The organism is Variovorax sp. KK3, from assembly GCF_001984055.1.
In the GTDB taxonomy this organism is placed as follows: Bacteria; Pseudomonadota; Gammaproteobacteria; order Burkholderiales; family Burkholderiaceae_C; genus Variovorax.
In genome coordinates, this window is sequence record NZ_LYVO01000106.1 from 1 (window position 1) to 17,967 (window position 17,967).

The window sequence follows — 17,967 nt, forward strand, 5'->3', positions numbered from 1 at the left end:
TTCGCGGTGCACAGCGATCACCTGAACACGCCGAGGCGCCTCACGAACAGCCAGGGGCAGGCTGTGTGGCAGTGGGCTTACTCGGCGTTCGGGGATGAGAAGCCGACGGTGGCGAAGTACCGGTTTGCGAATCTGGAGAGCAATCCGAATCCGGGGACGACGAGCATCGGCGAGGTCGTCTACAACAAACGCTTCGACGGGCAGTACCACGACAAGGAGTCGGGGCTGAACTTCAACGGCTTCCGAAGCTATCACTCCGGCCTGGGACGCTACACGCAGGCAGATCCAAAGGGGCTGGGAGGCGGGCGGAATCGAATCGGGTACGTCGACGGCGACGCGATGAACTTCCGAGACCCATGGGGCTTGGATCGCTGGGGGATCCATGGGTACGGCCGGTACGTTCCGGCGACAAACCCTTCGCCAACCATTTGGGAAAAGCTGCATTTCCCGGCCGCTCTTTCGCTGTATCCGGAGGACAGTGAGCTTGCAGAAAAGATAGCGCTGGGATTCTGTGGCGGTGGGCTTGGTGGCATCGTAAAGAGCGTCGTAACCAAAGGAATGTCCAAGGCAGAGGCAGTCATTGCCGAGACTCTTGCAGGGAGAGGAAACTTGACCAGCGCGACGAAGCTCAGTTCGGATGAACTTCTGCAAGCTGGCGAAAAATTCCTTGGGCCTGGTTACAAGGAAATCGGCAAACCTGGAAGTGGTGTCTTTCGCAGCTCAGACGGCACCCGGCAGTTTCGAATAGACAGCAACTCGCTGTCGGGCAGTCATGCACCCGGTGTGCCGCACGGACCCTTGGAAACCTATGCTCCCGGGGCGGCGAGGCCGACCACGAACAATCACATTCCCTACTTTGACTAGGAGTCTGCAATGGAAATCAAACTGGGCGAAATTGGAAAGATTGTGGGTGGCCAGGAGCTTGGTCACTACGTCAAGGTAGTCGATGATGGCCCGAACACCGGCGGCTTCCTAGTTGTTACCTCGACCGATTCCGACATGCAGGACGGCTTCGATAGCTGGGTTGAAGACATGCAAACGCTCCAACGCTTTTTCGAAGAGGCCGGATGGGTTATCGATTGGTCTTCCGACTTGCCGCATGTGCCAACCTGAATCCGATGTCCAGGTCCGAGTGCGACGGAACAGGAGTAGAAGTGCGAACTTTGTCGTTGAAGCTGCCCCTTCAAAACGAGCAGCTTGAGCCAATCAAAATACTGCTCGAGCCATCGTTAGATCAAGCTTCTGACTTTTATGCGTCTTGGTATGTGAGCTGGAAGTGGCTTATGAACAGCTTTAGGAAGTGTCACTAGCAATCGCAGCGTTACCCGACGCATCGCCGAGACGAACTAACTCAGCCTTCAGAGGCAAGCAAACACCCCCCTGAACGGACCCCAATCAATGCCCGATAGCCCGCCAATCCCGCAACACCAAAAGGCGTACGTCTGCATCCATGTCTTCGACGGCACCAGACCCGCGCTCCTGATCTCTCGAGTGGACGGGGACTGGTGCTTCCTCTGCGGGGATCAACATGAGAATGACATCTCGGCCTATAGGGCCGCAGACGTCGGGCACGTGCTCGCCCGAGATGCCAGCATTGCATCGCAACTGGACTTGCCGCCGGACTGGGAAGCTGAGCGAGAAAGTTGTGATTCGCCTTGGATTCGAGCAGAGGGACGTTGCTGATTCCGGCGCTGGCTCCGGCGTCGATATGCCCTAGTGCAACTCGGCCGCCATATGAATCGTCTCCCGCACGCGCGGGTAGATCTGCCCGTTCCACTTGCTGCCGCTGAACACGCCGTAGTGCCCGACCCCGGCCTGGAGGTGATGCACCTTCAGGTATGGCCGCACGCTGGTGCAGAGGTCCTGCGCGGCCACGGTCTGGCCGATGGCGCAGATGTCGTCGCGCTCGCCTTCGACGGTCAGCAGGGCGGTGCGGCGGATGGCGCGGGGGTCGACCTTGCGGTCGCCGACGGTGAGGACGCCGCGCGCCAGGTCGTAGGTCTGGAACACGCGCTCGACTGTCTCGAGATAGAACTCGGCCGGCAGGTCGTTGACGGCCAGGTACTCGTCGTAGAAATCGCGGATGACGGCGGCCTGGTCGAGCTCGCCTTCCACCAGGTGCTGGTAGAGGCGCTGAAACTGCTGCTTGTGGCGCGGCAGGTTCATGCTCATGAAGGCTGCGAGTTGCAGGAAGCCTGGGTACACGCGGCGCATGCAGCCGGCGTGCGGCCAGGGCACGCGGCTGATGAGGTTGCGTTCGAACCAGTCGATCGAGCGATCGGTTGCGAGCTTGTTGACGGTGGTCGGGTTGATGCGGCAATCCACCGGCCCGGCCATCAGCGTCAGGCTGCGCGGCGTGGCGGGATGGTCGTCTTCGGACATCAGCGCCGTGGCGGCCAGCGCGGCCACGCAGGGCTGGCACACGGCCACCATGTGGACGCCGGGGCCGATGGCGGCGAGGAACTCGATGAGCTGCAGCGTGTAGTCGTCCAGGCCGAAGCCGCCCTGCCATAAAGGCACGTCGCGTGCGTTGTGCCAATCGGTCACGTACACGTCGTGGTCGCGCAGCAGGGTGCGCACGGTTTCGCGCAGCAGGGTCGCGAAGTGGCCCGAAAGTGGTGCAGCAAGGAGCACCGGCGGCTGCACCAAGGGGGTGTCGCGGCGAAAGTGCAGCAGCGTGCCGAAGGGTGTGCGCAGGAAGCTTTCCTCGTGTACCCGGACTTCCTCGCCGTCGATCGTCACGCTGTCGATGCCGTAGGCGGGCCGGCTGTGCGTGAGCCGTAGGCGCGAGTAGACCTCTGCGACGGCCGACATCTGCCGCAGGGCGCTGCGTTCGGCGGCCGCGTTCCATGCCGGGCCGCCGAAGTACTGTGCGGCCAGGCGAAGAGGCGAGAGCAGGTCGGCGCTGGTCTGGTAGGCCCGGTACAACATGCACCGCCTGCAGGCAATTTGCGGGCCAAGGCAGTCCGCCGGCCGCGGGCAGCGCGCACTGTTCTGGCACAGGCCTTGCACGGCGTAGTGCCGTCCACCCCCGGCACACGAGGAGTCAGCATGGCCGCCAAGCCCGTTCTCACGATCAGCAGCAAGAACTACGGTGCCTGGGCGTTGCGCGGCTGGCTGATGTGCAAGCTGGCGGGGCTGGACTTCGCCGAGAAGGTGATTCCACCCGACGACCCGGCCATGAAGGCCGAGATGCTGCTGCTCTCGTCGTCGATGCGGGTGCCCTCGCTGCAGCACGGCGACGTGATGGTGTGGGACACGCTCGCGATCGGCGAATACCTGCACGAGATCAAGCCCAAGGCCGGGCTGCTGCCGGCCGACATCGGCTCCCGCGCCCATTGCCGCGCCATCTGCGGCGAGATGCACTCGGGCTTCGGCTCGATGCGCGGGGCCTTGCCGATGAACATCAAGGCGCACTTTCCGGGCTTCAAGATCTGGTCGCGTGCGCAGGCCGACATCGACCGCATCGTGCAGATCTGGCTCGAATGCCTGCAAGCCTACGACGGCCCCTTTCTCTTCGGGCGCCAGCCCTGCATGGCGGACGCGATGTATGCGCCCGTGGTGACCCGCTTCATCACCTACGACGTGGCGCTCGACAAGCTGTGCGCCGGCTACGCCAAGCGCATCGCCGAACTGCCTGCCATGCAGGAATGGGTGGCGGCGGCGAAGCTGGAGCCCGACGAAATCGACGAGCTCGACGCGGAGTTCTGAGGCTCGGTTACCCCGCGGACGGCCTCGGCCAGCGGGGCAAATCGAATCTCTTGTGCAGCCGCGCGTAAATGGTGAAATACTGTACGCCCATACAGTTTTTTCCAGACAAGCGAGGCAACATGAGCGATGCCTTCATCCCCATCCACGCCATCAAGGGCCGCGGCGCCGCCACCCGGCTCGCGCACCGCTTCGAGCGCGATTCGCGCGACGCCTACGACGACGGCTGGGGCACCCTCGAGGACAACGCGGCCGAGGCCGAAGGCCTGCAGCCGCTGCAGACCGAGGTGCGCTTCGAGGACGTCAAGTCGGTGCTCAGCGGCAACGAGTCGCCCGACATCTACTTCGACCGCTCGATCAACCCCTACCGCGGCTGCGAGCACGGCTGCATCTACTGCTTCGCGCGGCCCACGCACAGCTACCTCAATCTTTCGCCCGGACTCGACTTCGAGACCAAGCTGATCGCCAAGCGCAACATCGTCGAGGTGCTGCGGGCCGAGCTGGGCAAGCGCAACTACAAGCCCAACCAGATCGCCATCGGCACCGCGACCGACTGCTACCAGCCGATCGAGCGCGAGCTGCGACTCACGCGCTCGGTGCTCGAGCTGCTGCGCGAGGTTCACCATCCTTTCGGCCTGGTCACCAAGTCGAGCGCGGTCGAGCGCGACCTGGACCTGATCGCGCCGATGGCCGCGGAACATTTGGCCGCCGTGTACGTGACCATCACCACGCTCGACGGCGACCTGGCCCGCAAGCTCGAGCCGCGCGCCGCCGCGCCGCACCGCCGCCTGCGCACCGTGCGCACGCTGGCCGAGGCCGGCGTGCCGGTGGGCGTGAGCGTGGCACCGCAGATCCCCTTCGTCACCGAAGACATGGAGCAGGTGCTCGAAGCCGCCTGGGAGGCCGGCGCCCGCAGCGCCTTCTACACGGTGATCCGCCTGCCATGGGAGGTGGCGCCGCTCTTCAAGCAATGGCTGGAGCTGCACTACCCGCAGCGCGCGGGCCGCATCATGGCCCGCATCCGCGACATGCGCGGCGGCAAGGACTACGACGCCGACTTCGGCACGCGCATGGTCGGCAGCGGCCTGTGGGCGGAGCTGATCCGCCAGCGCTTCGAGAAGGCGACGCAGCGCATCGGCTTCAACCGCGAGCGCATCGCGCTCGACCTCAGCGCATTTCGGCCACCCGGCGCAGCGGGGCAGGGCAGTCTGTTCTAGGCGCGGTCGCGTCGGCAGGGGTGGCGCGCGACTCGACGCCGCACCAGTCGCCGCCCAGGGCCTTGACCAGGAACACCGCATTCAGCAGGCGCTGGCCTTGAAGCTGGGCCGACTGGCGCTCGGCGGTCAGCAGCGACTGCTGCGCGCTGATCACGTCGAGGTAGGTCGAGGCACCGCCCTCGTAGCGCGCGGTCGCCATGTCGAGCACGCGCCGCGCCGACGCGACCGACGCCTGCGACTGCGTCACCGCCCGGTCGAGCGCGGCCAGGCCGGTGATGCCGTCTTCGGCCTCCTGCATGGCGGTGAGCACCACGCGCCGGTAGTTGGCCACGGAGGCGGCATGGCCCGCCTGTGCGAAGTCGACGTTGGCGCGGATGCGGCCGCCGTCGAAGAGCGGCTGCGTCAATGACACGCCGACCGACCACAGCAGGCTGGGCGCGTCGAACAGCGTCTCGATCATGCGGCTGTCCACGCCGACGGTCGGCGACAGGATCACGCTGGGGTAGAAGGCCGCACGCGCCACGCCGATCTGCGCGTTGGCCGCCGCCATGGCGCGCTCGGCGGCCGCCACGTCGGGCCGGCGCTCCAGCGCCTCGGAAGGCACGCCGATCGGAATGACCGGCGGCACGATCGGCCGCAGGTCGGGCGCCAGCGCGAACGACGGCGCGGGTGTGCCGGTCAACGTGGCGATCGCGTGCTCGTACTGGCCGCGCAGCCGCCGCACCACGTCGACCTGCGCCAGCGTGCTGTCGAGCAACGCCTGCTGCTGCGCGACGTCCAGGCCCGAGACGGCGCCGAGTTCGTACCGGGAGCTCACCAGGTTCAGCGCGCGGCGCTGCAATTCGATGGAGCGGGAGAGCACGTCCAGCTCGGTGTCGGTGGCGCGCAGGTTGAAGTAGGCCGAAGCCAGGTCGGCGGTCAGCAACAGGCGCGTGTTTTCCAGGTCGGCCACCGACTGCGCCGCCGAAGCCGTGGCGCCCTCGACAGAGCGTTGCACGCGGCCCGCCAGGTCGACCTCGTAGCTGGCGTTGAGCGAGAGCGCGAAATCGTTCTGCACCGTCGAGAAGTTCTGCGCGGCGTAGTTGGTCAGCGGCCGGTTGGCCGAGATGCGCAGCCGCGTCGCCCGCGTGCCCAGGCCCAACTGCGGGTAGCGCGCCGCATCGACCGCCGCCAGCGTCGCGCGGGCCTGGGCCAGCCGGGCACTCGCGAGGTCGAGCGTGGGGCTGTTGGCCAGGGCCTGCTGCTGCAGCCGGTCGAGCCCGGCGTCGCCGAAACGCAGCCACCAGGGGCCCTTGTCGACGCTGTCGCCGGGCGCGGCCTCGCGCCAGGGTGCCTCGAGCTGCCAGCTCACGGGCACGTCGACCGCGGGCTTCTGGTAGTCGGGGCCCGCCGCGCAGCCGACGAGCAAAGACCCAAGCACCGCCACGACGGCGATGCGCGCCTTCACCGAGACTGCCGGCGCCAACCTCACGCCGGTTCCTTCGCCACCGACACGATGTCGCCCTCGGCCAGCGAGTCGGAGGGGTTCAGCACCAGCCGGTCGTTGGCGGTGATGCCGTCGATCACCTCCACCGTCTCGCCGTAGTTGCGGCCCAGCTGCACGTTGCGCAGCCGCACGCGGCCTTCGCCGTCGACCACCGCCACGCGCGTGCCCTCGGCCCGGAACAGCAGCGCATTCGACGGAATGCTGAGCGCACGGCTGGCCGCCAGCGGCAGCGAGACCTGCACGTAGGCACCCGGCAGCAGCACGCCGTCTTGGTTGGGCAGCGACACCTCGACCTGCATCATCCGCGTGGCGGTGTCGATGGCGCCCGAGGTGCGCGCCACCTCGCCCTTGAAGCTCTGGCCGCGCAGCTCGGCCTGCGTCACCACCACCGGCTGCCCGGCCTTCACCAGCTGCGCATACGACTGGGGCACGTTGATGTAGACGCGCAGCGGGTCGGTCTGCGCCAGCAGAAACAGCGGCCGGCTGCCGCCCGCGTCGATCAGGTCGCCCACGTCGACGTTGCGCCGCGTGATCACGCCGTCGAAGGGCGCGACGATGCGCTTGAAGCCCTCGGTCTGCCGCAGCCGCTGCACGTTGGCGTCGGACGCCGCCAGGTTGGCCGTGGCCTGGGCCAGGCTGCTGCGGCGCTCGTCGAGGTCCTGCTGCGAGACCACGTCTTTCTTGCGCAGGTTTTCCCAGCGCGCCACCGTGCTCTTGGCCAGCTCCAGGCTCGACGCCGTCTGCTGGCGCGCGGCGATGGCTTGAGACAGCTGCTGGTCGATTTCGGGCGTCTCGATCTCGGCCAGCAGCTCGCCCTTCTTGACGCGGCTGCCGATGTCGCGGGTCCAGCGCTTCAGGTAGCCGCTGGACCGCGCCGAGATCGGCGCCTGCACGAAGCCCTGCAGCGTGCCCGGCAGCGCCAGCGTCTGGCCGGTGGCGGCGGTCTGGGGCAGGGCGGTCTTCACGTACTGCCTGGCGAGTTCGGTCGACGAGGCCTGCAGTTCCTTCGCATTGGCCATGCGCACGAAGACCGTGCGCGCCGCGCCCACGGCCAGCAGCACGGCGACGACGATCACGCCGATGCGCGCACGGCGCACGATCTGCCGCCGCCGCAGCAGCTCGTGGTGGTCGCCCTGCGCGTCGTCGTCGATCGGGTGCAGGGCCAGGCCCGCGTGGCGTTGTTCGGTCATGGGGTCAACTCTCCTGCGGCGCGGCACCACCCGGCGGGGATGGCGGCGCCACCGATTCGGCTGCGCGTGCCGCGCGGCGATGGGCCAGGCGGCTGTGGATGCCGGCATACACGGCCGGCACGAAGAACAGGGTGGACACCGTCGCGAACAGCAGGCCGCCGATCACCGCGCGGCCCAGCGGCGCGTTCTGCTCGGCGCCTTCGCCCACGCCCAGCGCCATCGGGATCATGCCGATGATCATCGCCAGCGCGGTCATCAGCACGGGCCGGATGCGGGTGGCGCCGGCTTCCAGCGCGGCCGACAGCGGTGGCACGCCGGCGGCCAGCCGCTCGCGCGCGAAGGCGATCAGCAAAATGCTGTTGGCCGTGGCCACGCCCATGGTCATGATCGCGCCGGTGAGCGCCGGCACGCTCAGGGTGGTGCCGGTCAGGAACAGCATCCAGGCAATGCCTGCCAGCGCCGCCGGCAGCGCGGTGATGATGATCGCGGCATCGAGCCACGACTGGAAGGTGACCACGATCAGCAGGTAGACCAGCACGATCGCCATCGCCAGCCCGACGCCCAGGCCGATGAAGGAGGTCTGCATGGTTTCGACCTGCCCGCGGATCGCGACCTGGCTGCCGCGCGAGAGCTTGGGACGCATCTCGTCGACCAGCACCTTCACCTTCGACGCCACGCTCGCGAGGTCGGTGCCCTGCACGCTGACGTACACGTCGATGACGGGCGCGATGTTGTAGCGCGACGCGATGGCCGGCGCGCGCCCGGTCTGGGCCTCCACCAGGTTGCCCAGCAGTTGCGGCGGACCGGCCGCGGCGCCGGTCGCGCCCACCGGGATGTTGAGCAGCGAGTCGAGCGAATCGACCTTGTACTGCGGCGTCTGCACCGCGACGTTGTAGACCACGCCGTTCTGCGGATTGAGCCAGAAGGCCGGTTGCGTCTGCGAGCTGCCCGACAGCGCGATCAGCACATTCTGGCCCACGTTCTGCGCGGTCAGGCCCACCTGCTGCAAACGCGTGCGGTCCATCTGCAGGTTGAGGCCGGGCCCGTCGAGCCGCTGGTGCACGTGCGCATCGACCGCGCCGGGGATTTTGCGAATCTCCTTCACCAGCTCGGCAGCACGGGCCGCGTTGCCGTTGATGTCGTTGCCGCTGAACTGCACGTCGATGGCGGCAGGCAGGCCGAAGTTGAGGATCTGCGTGACGATGTCGGCCGGCTGGAAGAAGAACTCCACGCCCGGAAAGCGCTTGGGCAGCTCGGCGCGCAGCAGCGACACGAACTCCTCGGTCGGCCGGTGGCCGTCGCGCAGCGACAGCAGGATCTCGCCGTCCAGCGTGCCGATGGTGCCCGCGTTGCTGTACGACAGGTTGATGCCGCTGTTCGGCACGCCCAGGTTGTCGAGGATGGTCTCCATCTCTTCCTTGGGAATCAGCGTGCGGATGGCGGCTTCGACCTCGTCGGCCAGGCGGGCCGTTTCCTCGATGCGGGTGCCGGTGGGCGCGCGCATGTGCAGTCGGATCTGGCCCGCGTCGACCGTCGGGAAGAAGTCGCGCCCCAGCGCCGGGTAGAGCAGGCAGGAGAGGAGGCAGAAGCCCAGGAACATCGCGATGAAGCCGGTGCGCTTCGACAGCAGCGCCGACAGCACCAGCGTGTAGCCGCGCCGCACGCGTTCGAAGCGCCGGTCGAAGCGGCGGTAGACGCGCTGCAGCAGGCTGGGCTTCGCTTCGGTCGCTGCGCCGCCTTGTGCTTGTGTCTGCGCCTGCGCATGCACGCCGCCCATCAGCAGCATCACCAGCGTCGGCACCAGCGTGCGCGACAGGATGTACGACGCCAGCATCGCGAACACCACCGCTTCGGCCAGCGGCACGAACAGGAAGCGCGCCACGCCCGACAGGAAGAACATCGGCACGAACACGATGCAGATGCACAGCGTCGACACGAAGGCGGCCGGGCCGATTTCGCCGGCGCCGACCAGGATGGCGTCTTCGAGCGGCGTGCCCATGTGCAGGTGGCGCTCGATGTTCTCGATGGTCACGATCGCCTGGTCGACCAGAATGCCGACCGACAGCGCCAGCCCGCCCAGTGTCATGAGGTTGAGCGTTTCGCCCAGCGCGTAGAGCGCCAAGATGGATGCCAGGATCGACAGCGGAATCGTCAGCCCGATGATCAGCGTGCTGCGCCAGTTGCCCAGGAACAGCAGCACCATCGCCGCCGTGAGCACGGCCGCGATCACGGCCTCGGCCACCACGCCCATCACCGCGGCCTTGACGAACAGCGACTGGTCAAAGAGCGGCGTGACCTTGATGTCGGCCGGCATGCCCTGTTGCGCCACCGGCAGCATGGCGTGCAGGTTGTCCACGATGTCCAGCGTGGAGGCGCCGCCGTTCTTGATGACCGACAGCAGCACGCCGCGTACGCCGTCCTGCCGCACGATGTTGGTCTGCGGCTGGAAGCCGTCGCGCACGTAGGCCACGTCGCGCAGGTAGGTGGTGGCGCCGCCCGCGGTGCGCACCGGCAGGTCGTTGAGCCCCGACAGCACCTCGGGCGAGCCGTTCATGCGCACGCTGTATTCGGTGCCGCCGAACTTGGCGGTGCCCGAGGGCAGGATCAGGTTCTGCGCGTTGACCGCGTTCACGATGTCCGCCGGCGACAGCCCGCGCGCCTGCATGGCCTGGGTGTCGAGGTCCACCGAGATCACGCGGTTCTTGCCGCCGTAGGGAAAGGGGATGGCCACGCCCGGAATGGTGATCAGCTGCGGCCGCAGCTGGTTGATGGCCGAATCGAAGAGCGAGTTTTCCGGCCGCTCGGTGCTCGACAGTGCGAGCTGGATCACCGGAATGCTCGAGGCCGAATACTTGATGACCAGCGGCGGCGTGATGCCCGGCGGCAGCTGGCGCACCTGGGTCTGCACCGAGGCCACGGTCTGCGCGATGGCCGTCTCGATGTTGGCCGTGGGCTGGAAGAAGATCTTGATGACGCTCACGCCGGCCAGCGACTGCGACTCGATGTGCTCGATGTCGCTGACCGTGGTGGTCAGGCCGCGTTCGGTCTGGCCGGCGATGCGCTGCCCCATCTCCTGCGCCGGCAGCCCGCCGTAGTTCCAGATGATGCTGAGCACCGGAATGTTGATTTCCGGAAAGATGTCGGTGGCCATGCGCTTGAGCACCAGCGGCGTGGCCAGCACGATCAGCATCGCCATCACGATGAAGGTGTAGGGGCGCCTCAGCGCCAGCGAGACCATGGACACGGCTTGTTACTTCCCGGGAAGGGGTCCATCATAAGGAGCAATGGCTAGACAATAGTTCCAATGCAAGAGGTTTACTTTTCTTCATCGACCGATCGCCCCCTCCGGCTGGTGGTCATGGGCGTGTCGGGCTGCGGCAAGTCGAGCCTGGGGTCGGCGCTGGCCGACGCGTTGGGGCTGCCGCTGGTCGAAGGCGACGACTTTCATTCGCCCGAGAGCGTGAGCAAGATGCGCGCCGGCACCGCCTTGACCGATGCCGACCGCGCCGGCTGGCTCGATCGCCTGGGGCAGGAGCTGGCCGCCGCCCAGCAGGGCGTGGTGCTGAGCTGCTCGGCGCTCAAGCGCGACTACCGCGACCGGCTGCGGGCCGCCGCGCCCGGGCTGCGCTTCGTTTTCATGGAACTGACACGCGACGAGGCCGAGCGCCGGGTGGGCTCGCGCGCCGCGCACTTCTTCGCCGCCAGCCTGGTCGACAACCAGTTCGCCACGCTCGAATCGCCGGTGGGCGAACCCGGCGTGCTGGCCGTGGACGCCACGGCGCCCATGCCGGAACTGGTGACGAAGGTGCAGGCCTGGCTGGCCGCCGAGGCGCCTGCCGGCGCGTAGCCAGTTCCCGCAAGCCCTGACGCGGCGGCGGGGGCTAAGTTCGCGGCCAACATGGCCGTCATCGAATCCACGCTCTCGCCGCACGGCGAAGCCTTACAGTCCCATCGCGACGGCATGCTGTCGCTGCTCGACCGCTTGCGCGCGGTCGAAAGCCGCACGGTGCAGGCCTCGGCCGCTTCGCGCGAGCGCTTCGAGAAGCGCGGCCAATTGCTGCCGCGCGAGCGGCTGGCGCTGCTGCTCGACCCCGGTGCACCCTTTCTCGAGTTGTCGACGCTCGCGGGCTTCGGCCTCGACAAGCCCGATTCCGAGAAGAGCGTGCCGGGCGGCGGCGTGATCGCCGGCATCGGCTTCGTCTCGGGCATCCGCTGCATGGTCAGCGTCTCCGATGCCGGCATCGATGCGGGGGCGCTGCAGCCCATGGGCCTGGACAAGCAATTGCGCGTGCAGGAACTGGCGCTGGAGAACCGCCTGCCCTACGTGCAACTGGTCGAGAGCGCCGGTGCCAACCTCATGGCCTACCGCGTCGAGGATTTCGTGCGCGGCGGCAACATCTTCCGCAACCTGGCGCGCTTGTCAGCGGCCGGCCTGCCGGTGGTCACGGTGACGCATGGCTCCTCGACCGCCGGCGGCGCCTACCAGACCGGCCTGTCGGACCACATCGTGATGGTGCGCGACCGCACCCGCGCCTTCCTGGCCGGCCCGCCCTTGCTGATGGCGGCCACCGGCGAGGTCGCGAGCGAGGAGGAACTGGGCGGCGCGGCGATGCACACCACCGTTTCCGGCCTCGGCGACTACCTGGCCGAAGACGACCGCGACGCGCTGCGCATCGCGCGCGAGATCATCGGCGCGATCGACTGGAACCGCGGCCTGCCGCAGGAGTCGCGCGACTTCGAGCCGCCGCGCCACGATGCCGAGGAACTGCTCGGCATCATGCCGATGGACCCCAAGCGGCCGGTCGACATGCGCCAGGTGATCGCCCGCATCGCCGACGACTCCGACTTCCTGCCCTTCGGCGAGAACCACGGCCCGGCCACCGTGTGCGGCACGGTGCGCATCGAAGGCTGGCCGTTGGGCGTCATCACCAACAACGGGCCGATCGACGTGCCTGGCGCCAACAAGGCCACGCACTTCATCCAGGCCTGCTGCCAGTCGCGCACGCCCATCGTGTACCTGCAGAACACCACGGGCTACATGGTCGGCCGCGCACACGAAGAGGCCGGGATGATCAAACACGGCTCGAAGATGATCCAGGCCGTGACCAACGCCACGGTGCCGCAGTTCACCATCCACTGCGGCGCCTCCTTCGGCGCGGGCAACTACGGCATGTGCGGCCGCGGCTTCCATCCGCGCTTCTGCTTTTCGTGGCCGAACGCGCGCACGGCCGTGATGGGCGGCGAGCAGGCCGCGCGCACCATGGCCATCGTCACAGAGGCCGCCATGCGCCGCAAGGGCGAGGTCGACACCGCGAAGCTCGATGCGCTGCAGCGGCAGATCGTCGATCGCTTCGAGCGGCAGATGAGCGTGTTCACCACCAGCGCGCTGCTGCTCGACGACGGTGTGATCGATCCGCGCGACACACGGGTGCTGCTGGCGCAGCTGATGTCGATCTGCCGCGATGCCGAGGCGAAACAGCCGCAGCCCATGCAGTTCTCGGTGGCGCGGCCATGACGGCGGCGGCCACGCCCTTTCGCAAGATACTGATTGCCAACCGTGGCGAGATAGCGCTGCGCGTGATGCGCTCGGCGCGGGCGCTGGGCTACCGCACGGTGGCCGTGTACTCGACCGCCGATGCCGGTGCGCCGCATGTCGCGCAGGCCGACCAGGCCTGCTGCATCGGCGAGCCGCTGCCTGCGCAGTCGTACCTGAACATCGCGGCGCTCATCGACGCCGCGCGACGCAGCGGCGCCGATGCGGTTCATCCGGGCTACGGCTTCCTCGCCGAGAACGCGGCCTTCGCGCGCGCCTGCCGCGAGGCCGGGCTGGTGTTCATCGGGCCTTCTCCCAAGGCCATCGAGGCCATGGGTGACAAGGCTGGTGCCAAGCGCCGCATGGAAGCGGCGGGGCTGCCCTGCATTCCGGGCTACCAGGGCGAAGAGCAGGACCCGCAGCGACTGTCGGCCGAGGCCACGCGCATCGGCTTCCCGCTGATGATCAAGGCCAGTGCCGGCGGCGGCGGGCGCGGCATGCGGCGGGTGGACGCGGCAGACGATTTCATGGCGTTGCTGCAAAGCGCCAAGTCGGAGGCGCGCGGTGCCTTCGGCGACGACACCGTGATCCTGGAACGTGCCATCGCCAACCCGCGCCACGTCGAGATCCAGGTTTTCGCCGATCGGCACGGCAACGCGATCCACCTGGGCGAACGCGATTGCTCGGTGCAGCGCCGCCATCAGAAGCTGATCGAGGAAGCGCCTTGCCCCGCGCTCACGCCCGCGCTGCGCGAACGCATGGGTGCGGCGGCCGTGGCGGCGGTGCGCGCCATCGGCTACGAAGGCACGGGCACGCTCGAGTTCTTGCTCGACGATGCAGGGCAGTTCCACTTCATGGAGATGAACACGCGCCTGCAGGTCGAGCACCCCGTCACCGAGGCGATCACCGGGCTGGACCTGGTGGCGCTGCAGTTGCGCGTGGCGGCCGGCGAGCCCTTGCCGATCCGTCAGGAGGACGTGCGTGCCGACGGCCACGCGATCGAGTTGCGCTTGTGCGCAGAGGACGCGCGCGCCGGCTTCATGCCGCAAAGCGGCGTCCTGGCCTGCTGGCAGCCGCCGCAAGGCCTGCGCGTCGAGCATGCGTTGCACCCGGGCGCCGCGGTGCTGCCGTGGTACGACTCGATGATCGCGAAGCTGATCGCCCATGGCCGCACGCGTGAAGAGGCATGCCGACGGCTCGCGCACGGACTGGACGAATTGGTGGCGCTCGGCATCACAACCAACCAGGCCTTCCTGGCCCGGTGCCTCGCGCATCCCGTGTTCGTGGCCGGTGCGGCAACCACGGGCTTCATCGAAGCGCATGCAGCGGAATTGCTCGCGCCCGACGAGGCGGCCGACCGGCGCGCGGCTGCCGTGGCTGCGGTGCTGCTGCACGAGACGGCAGGCGGGCGCGCTGCCCGACGGGCAACCGGGTTGCGGCATTCGCTTCCGATTCCGCTGCGCTTCGACCTCGATGGCGGCCGGCACGAGGGCCGGTTGCTTTCGCGCGGTCGAGGTGCGTTCGAGGTCGAGCTCGATGCCCGGCGCTTCACGCTCGCGCTGACCGGGCTGGAAGGCGACCGCGCCCGCATCGAATGCGAGGGCGTCACCGACGGCGGGGTCTTCCATCGCGAGGGCTCTCGGTTGCTCATGCACTACCGCGGCCGTCCCTTCACGGTCGACGACCATGCGCTCGCCGCGGGCACGCGCCAAGCCGATGCGGCCGGTGACGGCAAGCTGCGCGCCGCGATGAACGGCCGCGTCGTGGCCGTGCTGGTCGCGCCCGGCGAGCGCGTGGTGGCCGGCCAGCCCGTGCTCACGCTGGAGGCGATGAAGATGGAGCACGTGCACGCGGCGCCGGCCGCGGGCCGCGTGACGGCAGTGCACGTCACGGTAGGCGAGCAGGTCGCGGCCAGCCGCGTGGTGGCGGAGATCGAGCCCGTCGCGGCGGGCTGATCGAAAGCACTCAGCGCTTGCCGGATTTCTTCGCTGCTGGGCTTTTGGCTGCTTTGGTGGACTTGGTGGACTTTGTGGTGCCCGCAGTCTTGGCGCTTGTCTTGGTGGTTGTCTTGGGGCCTGTCTTGGCGCTCTTGGCGCTCTTCGCCGCAGCGGCGCGTACCCGCTTCGGCACCGCACCCGATCGCATCGCCGCCTCCCAGGCCATGCGGCCCCAACGCAGCGCCTCTTCGCGGTCTTCGAAGATTTCTTCGGGCGCCTGCCGGTACGACATCTCCATGCGCTTGCCATCGCGCTCGTAGCCGAAGGCCGGCAGGCCGCGGCGCTGGAAGCCATCGAGGGTCTGGTCGTCGGCCTTGAGGTAGAGCGTGTCGTTGGCCACCAGGCCGAACATGCGTCCGTCGTGGTACAGGCCGTGGCCGCCGAACATGCGGCGCGCCTCGATGCGGCCCATGCGATCGAACACCTCGTGAAGACTCTGGACGAATTGGCTCATGCAAGTTTCCTCTGCCTCCGGCGGCTCAGGCGATGGTAGCGGCGCTCGATGAACCGCGTTGACCCGCTTCGATATCGTTGATAGCATCAACGAACTAGAACCCCACGGAGACACACGTGACGCAGACGGATTCAGCCTGCGGGCGCAGGAATGCGCTTCGCTTTCTCACGGCGCTCGCCGCCGCCGGTGCCTGGCCCGCGGTGCGGGCGCAGGACGCATTTCCGGGCAAGCCGATCCGCGTGGTCGTGCCGTTCGCGCCGGGCGGCGCGATCGACGTGGCGGTGCGCGCCATGACCGACCGCGTCGCCATCGAGATCGGCCAGCCCGTGGTGGTCGATGCCAAGCCCGGCGCCGCCACCATCGTCGGCGCCGACGCGGTGGCCAAGGCGGCGGCCGATGGCTACACGGTGTTGGTCACGACCAGCAGCACCACCATCAACAACGCGGGCGCCTATCGCAAGCTGCCTTACGACCCGGCCACCAGCTTCGCGCCGGTCACGCTGGTGTCGCTGGGCAGCGTGATGTTCGCGGGGCCTGCGAACGCGCCCTACAACGGGCTGCAGGAATTCGCGCGGTGGGCCAAGGCGCAGAAGCGGCCGATTTCCTACGGCACCTGGGGCAAGGGCTCGTCGGCCCACCTGTTCGGTGAGCTGCTGCGCACGCGCTACGGGCTGGACATGCAACACGTGCCGTACAAGGGCGACGTGAGCGCGCTCAGCGACGTGCGCGGCGGCGTGCTCGACACCACGTTCTCCAGCCCGGTCAGCGCGCGGCCGCTGGTGCGCGCCAACGCGATCAAGGGCCTGGGCATGACCGGGCCGCGCCGCTCGGGCGGGCTGCCCGAGCTGGCCACCTTCGGCGAGCAGGGCTTCGCCGGCTTCGAGCTGGCAGGCTACGTCGCAGTCTATGTTCCGGCGGGTACGCCGCGCCCCGTCATCGATCGCCTGAACAAGGCCTTCGTTGCGGCCATCAAGGTGCCGGAGGTGGCGCAGCGGCTGGTCGACCAGGGGCAGGACCCGATCGCAAGCACGCCCGAAGAACTGGCCGAGGTCTACAAGCGCGACGCGCCGCAGTGGCTCGCGCTGATGAAGGCGGCCGGCGTCGAAGCCGAATGAGCAGCGTGAAGGAAGAACACGTCATGAACGCGCCCCAGGACCACCGCCACATCATTCCCATCCGCAGTGCCTACGACCTGCCCGCGCCCGTGGTCCGCGACGAGCTGGTGCGCACTGGCCGCGGCACGGCCATGGGCGAGCTGCTCCGCCGCTATTGGCATCCTGTCGGACTCGCTGCGGATGCCGGCGAAACACCGCGCGAGATCCGTGTGCTCGGCGAAGACCTGATCCTTTTCCGTGCAGGCAACGGCGAGCCCGGCTTGCTGCATCCACGCTGTGCGCACCGCGGCGCCTCGCTGCTCTACGGCAAGGTCGAAGACGACGGCATTCGCTGCTGCTACCACGGCTGGAAGTTCGGCCCCACCGGGCAGTGCATCGAGCAGCCTTGCGAGCCCGATGGCGGCAGCCGCACCGGCCGCATGTTGCAGCCGGCGTATCCGGTGACGGAGCGCTACGGCCTGATCTGGGCCTACATGGGCCCGCCGCAAAAGCAGCCGGTGCTGCCGCGCTTCGAACCCTTCGAGCAGTTGGAAGAAGGCGAATTTCTCGAAGCCGACGACCGCAGCATCGGCGGTGGCGGCCCGGTGATCGTCGACTGCAACTGGTTCCAGCATTTCGAGAACGTGGTCGATCCCTGGCACGTGATGGTGTTGCACGGCAGCTTCTCGGGCACGCAGTTCACCGAGACGATGATGCGCGCACCGACCATCTCGTTCGAGACCACGGCGCACGGCGTCAAGGTGACGTCGCTGCGCACGCTCGACGACGGCTCGACCTTCCGCCGCGTGACCGAGGCCTGCGTACCGACCTGGCGGGTGGTGCCCAACCCGCGCGTGGGGCAATACGCACGCGTCGAGTCGATCGGCTTCGTGCTGCCCATCGACGACACTCATTTCCGCATCTACACCGTCGCGCGGGTGCGCACGGCCGGCGAGCTGTCGGGCTTCCGCTCGCGCCAGGGCGGCAAGCTGTGGAGCGAACTGACGCCCGACGAGCATCGGCAATTTCCCGGCGACTACGAGGCGCAGAAGAGCCAAGGGGACATCACCTGGCATTCGCACGAGAACCTGGCGACGAGCGATCGGGGGATCGCGTTGCTTCGTCGTCTCGTGGTGGCGCAGGTGCAGGTCGTCGCGGAGGGCGGTGATCCCGTGGGGGTGAGCTTCGATGCTTCGGATGATCTTGTGCGATTCGAAGCTGGCAACTTTCATGACTCGAAATAGTCGGCAGCGATCGGCGTTGCGCTTCGGTTGATCGGGTGAATCGT

14 protein-coding genes are annotated in these 17,967 nt (G+C 68.0%); 9 read left to right on the forward strand and 5 right to left on the reverse strand.

All coding sequences use genetic code 11. The features are described from left to right. Together B0W80_RS30975 and B0W80_RS30980 are read left to right on the forward strand one after the other, a co-directional pair. Window positions 1-864 (forward strand): RHS repeat domain-containing protein (locus B0W80_RS30975; RefSeq protein ID WP_306171885.1); only part of this gene is annotated, 864 nt, incomplete at its 5' end. Window positions 865-873: 9 nt separating this feature from the next. After that, window positions 874-1,113, forward strand: a complete 240-nt coding sequence (locus B0W80_RS30980) for a hypothetical protein (RefSeq protein WP_077002995.1) — start codon at window positions 874-876, stop codon at window positions 1,111-1,113. A 600-nt stretch (window positions 1,114-1,713) separates the two neighbouring features. Here the strand turns inward: B0W80_RS30980 and B0W80_RS30990 are convergent. Further along, a complete protein-coding gene (locus B0W80_RS30990) occupies window positions 1,714-2,931 on the reverse strand; it encodes a polyhydroxyalkanoate depolymerase (RefSeq protein ID WP_077002997.1) in 1,218 nt (405 codons plus the stop codon). A 120-nt stretch (window positions 2,932-3,051) separates the two neighbouring features. Between B0W80_RS30990 and B0W80_RS30995 the strand changes: the two genes are divergently transcribed. After that, window positions 3,052-3,711 (forward strand): glutathione S-transferase, encoded by a 660-nt coding sequence (locus B0W80_RS30995; RefSeq protein ID WP_077002998.1) that lies wholly within the window; start codon window positions 3,052-3,054, stop codon window positions 3,709-3,711. Between the two features lie 119 nt (window positions 3,712-3,830). After that, a complete protein-coding gene (locus tag B0W80_RS31000) occupies window positions 3,831-4,925 on the forward strand; it encodes a PA0069 family radical SAM protein (RefSeq protein WP_077002999.1) in 1,095 nt (364 codons plus the stop codon). Here B0W80_RS31000 and B0W80_RS31005 read toward each other — a convergent pair. Genes B0W80_RS31005 through B0W80_RS31015 form a run of 3 tightly spaced genes read right to left on the reverse strand, consistent with a single transcriptional unit; the run spans window position 4,876 to window position 10,845 of the window. Further along, a complete protein-coding gene (locus tag B0W80_RS31005) occupies window positions 4,876-6,390 on the reverse strand; it encodes an efflux transporter outer membrane subunit (protein WP_373039289.1) in 1,515 nt (504 codons plus the stop codon). The genes B0W80_RS31000 and B0W80_RS31005 overlap by 50 nt on opposite strands. A gap of 2 nt (window positions 6,391-6,392) precedes the next feature. Continuing rightward, the gene (locus B0W80_RS31010) at window positions 6,393-7,601 is read right to left on the reverse strand and encodes an efflux RND transporter periplasmic adaptor subunit (protein ID WP_077003000.1); all 1,209 of its coding nucleotides are present in this window, start codon (window positions 7,599-7,601) and stop codon (window positions 6,393-6,395) included. A gap of 4 nt (window positions 7,602-7,605) precedes the next feature. After that, entirely contained in the window at window positions 7,606-10,845 is a 3,240-nt protein-coding gene (locus B0W80_RS31015) for an efflux RND transporter permease subunit (RefSeq protein ID WP_077003001.1), read from the reverse strand. Between the two features lie 60 nt (window positions 10,846-10,905). Here B0W80_RS31015 and B0W80_RS31020 point away from each other — a divergent pair, with 60 nt between their 5' ends. Genes B0W80_RS31020 through B0W80_RS31030 form a run of 3 tightly spaced genes read left to right on the forward strand, consistent with a single transcriptional unit; the run spans window position 10,906 to window position 15,089 of the window. After that, window positions 10,906-11,448, forward strand: coding sequence for a gluconokinase (locus B0W80_RS31020; RefSeq protein WP_077003002.1), 543 nt, complete (start codon window positions 10,906-10,908; stop codon window positions 11,446-11,448). 51 nt (window positions 11,449-11,499) lie between these two features. After that, window positions 11,500-13,116 carry an acyl-CoA carboxylase subunit beta gene (locus tag B0W80_RS31025; protein ID WP_077003003.1) on the forward strand — a complete coding sequence of 539 codons (1,617 nt, stop codon included), beginning with the start codon at window positions 11,500-11,502 and terminating at the stop codon, window positions 13,114-13,116. Further along, on the forward strand, window positions 13,113-15,089 hold the full coding sequence (locus B0W80_RS31030) for an acetyl-CoA carboxylase biotin carboxylase subunit (protein ID WP_077003004.1): 1,977 nt from the start codon (window positions 13,113-13,115) through the stop codon (window positions 15,087-15,089). Before B0W80_RS31025 ends, B0W80_RS31030 begins: the two co-directional genes overlap by 4 nt. 10 nt (window positions 15,090-15,099) lie before the next feature. Here B0W80_RS31030 and B0W80_RS31035 read toward each other — a convergent pair whose 3' ends face one another. Beyond that, window positions 15,100-15,585: a TfoX/Sxy family protein gene (locus B0W80_RS31035; protein ID WP_077003005.1), complete on the reverse strand. Its 486-nt coding sequence runs from the start codon at window positions 15,583-15,585 to the stop codon at window positions 15,100-15,102. Window positions 15,586-15,701: 116 nt separating this feature from the next. Between B0W80_RS31035 and B0W80_RS31040 the strand changes: the two genes are divergently transcribed. Beyond that, window positions 15,702-16,700, forward strand: coding sequence for a tripartite tricarboxylate transporter substrate binding protein (locus B0W80_RS31040; protein ID WP_077003006.1), 999 nt, complete (start codon window positions 15,702-15,704; stop codon window positions 16,698-16,700). Window positions 16,701-16,723: 23 nt separating this feature from the next. After that, complete coding sequence (locus B0W80_RS31045) at window positions 16,724-17,923, forward strand: Rieske 2Fe-2S domain-containing protein (protein ID WP_077003008.1); 1,200 nt, start codon at window positions 16,724-16,726, stop codon at window positions 17,921-17,923. The last annotated feature ends 44 nt before the right edge of the window (window positions 17,924-17,967 follow it).

What these genes read in the sequence shown, in the direction of transcription:
- B0W80_RS30980 (WP_077002995.1), top strand. Translation starts at nt 874, where the DNA reads ATGGAAATCAAACTGGGCGAAATTGGAAAGATTGTGGGTGGCCAGGAG.
- B0W80_RS30990 (WP_077002997.1), bottom strand. Translation starts at nt 2,931, where the DNA reads ATGTTGTACCGGGCCTACCAGACCAGCGCCGACCTGCTCTCGCCTCTT.
- B0W80_RS30995 (WP_077002998.1), top strand. Translation starts at nt 3,052, where the DNA reads ATGGCCGCCAAGCCCGTTCTCACGATCAGCAGCAAGAACTACGGTGCC.
- B0W80_RS31000 (WP_077002999.1), top strand. Translation starts at nt 3,831, where the DNA reads ATGAGCGATGCCTTCATCCCCATCCACGCCATCAAGGGCCGCGGCGCC.
- B0W80_RS31010 (WP_077003000.1), bottom strand. Translation starts at nt 7,601, where the DNA reads ATGACCGAACAACGCCACGCGGGCCTGGCCCTGCACCCGATCGACGAC.
- B0W80_RS31020 (WP_077003002.1), top strand. Translation starts at nt 10,906, where the DNA reads ATGCAAGAGGTTTACTTTTCTTCATCGACCGATCGCCCCCTCCGGCTG.
- B0W80_RS31025 (WP_077003003.1), top strand. Translation starts at nt 11,500, where the DNA reads ATGGCCGTCATCGAATCCACGCTCTCGCCGCACGGCGAAGCCTTACAG.
- B0W80_RS31030 (WP_077003004.1), top strand. Translation starts at nt 13,113, where the DNA reads ATGACGGCGGCGGCCACGCCCTTTCGCAAGATACTGATTGCCAACCGT.
- B0W80_RS31035 (WP_077003005.1), bottom strand. Translation starts at nt 15,585, where the DNA reads ATGAGCCAATTCGTCCAGAGTCTTCACGAGGTGTTCGATCGCATGGGC.
- B0W80_RS31045 (WP_077003008.1), top strand. Translation starts at nt 16,724, where the DNA reads ATGAACGCGCCCCAGGACCACCGCCACATCATTCCCATCCGCAGTGCC.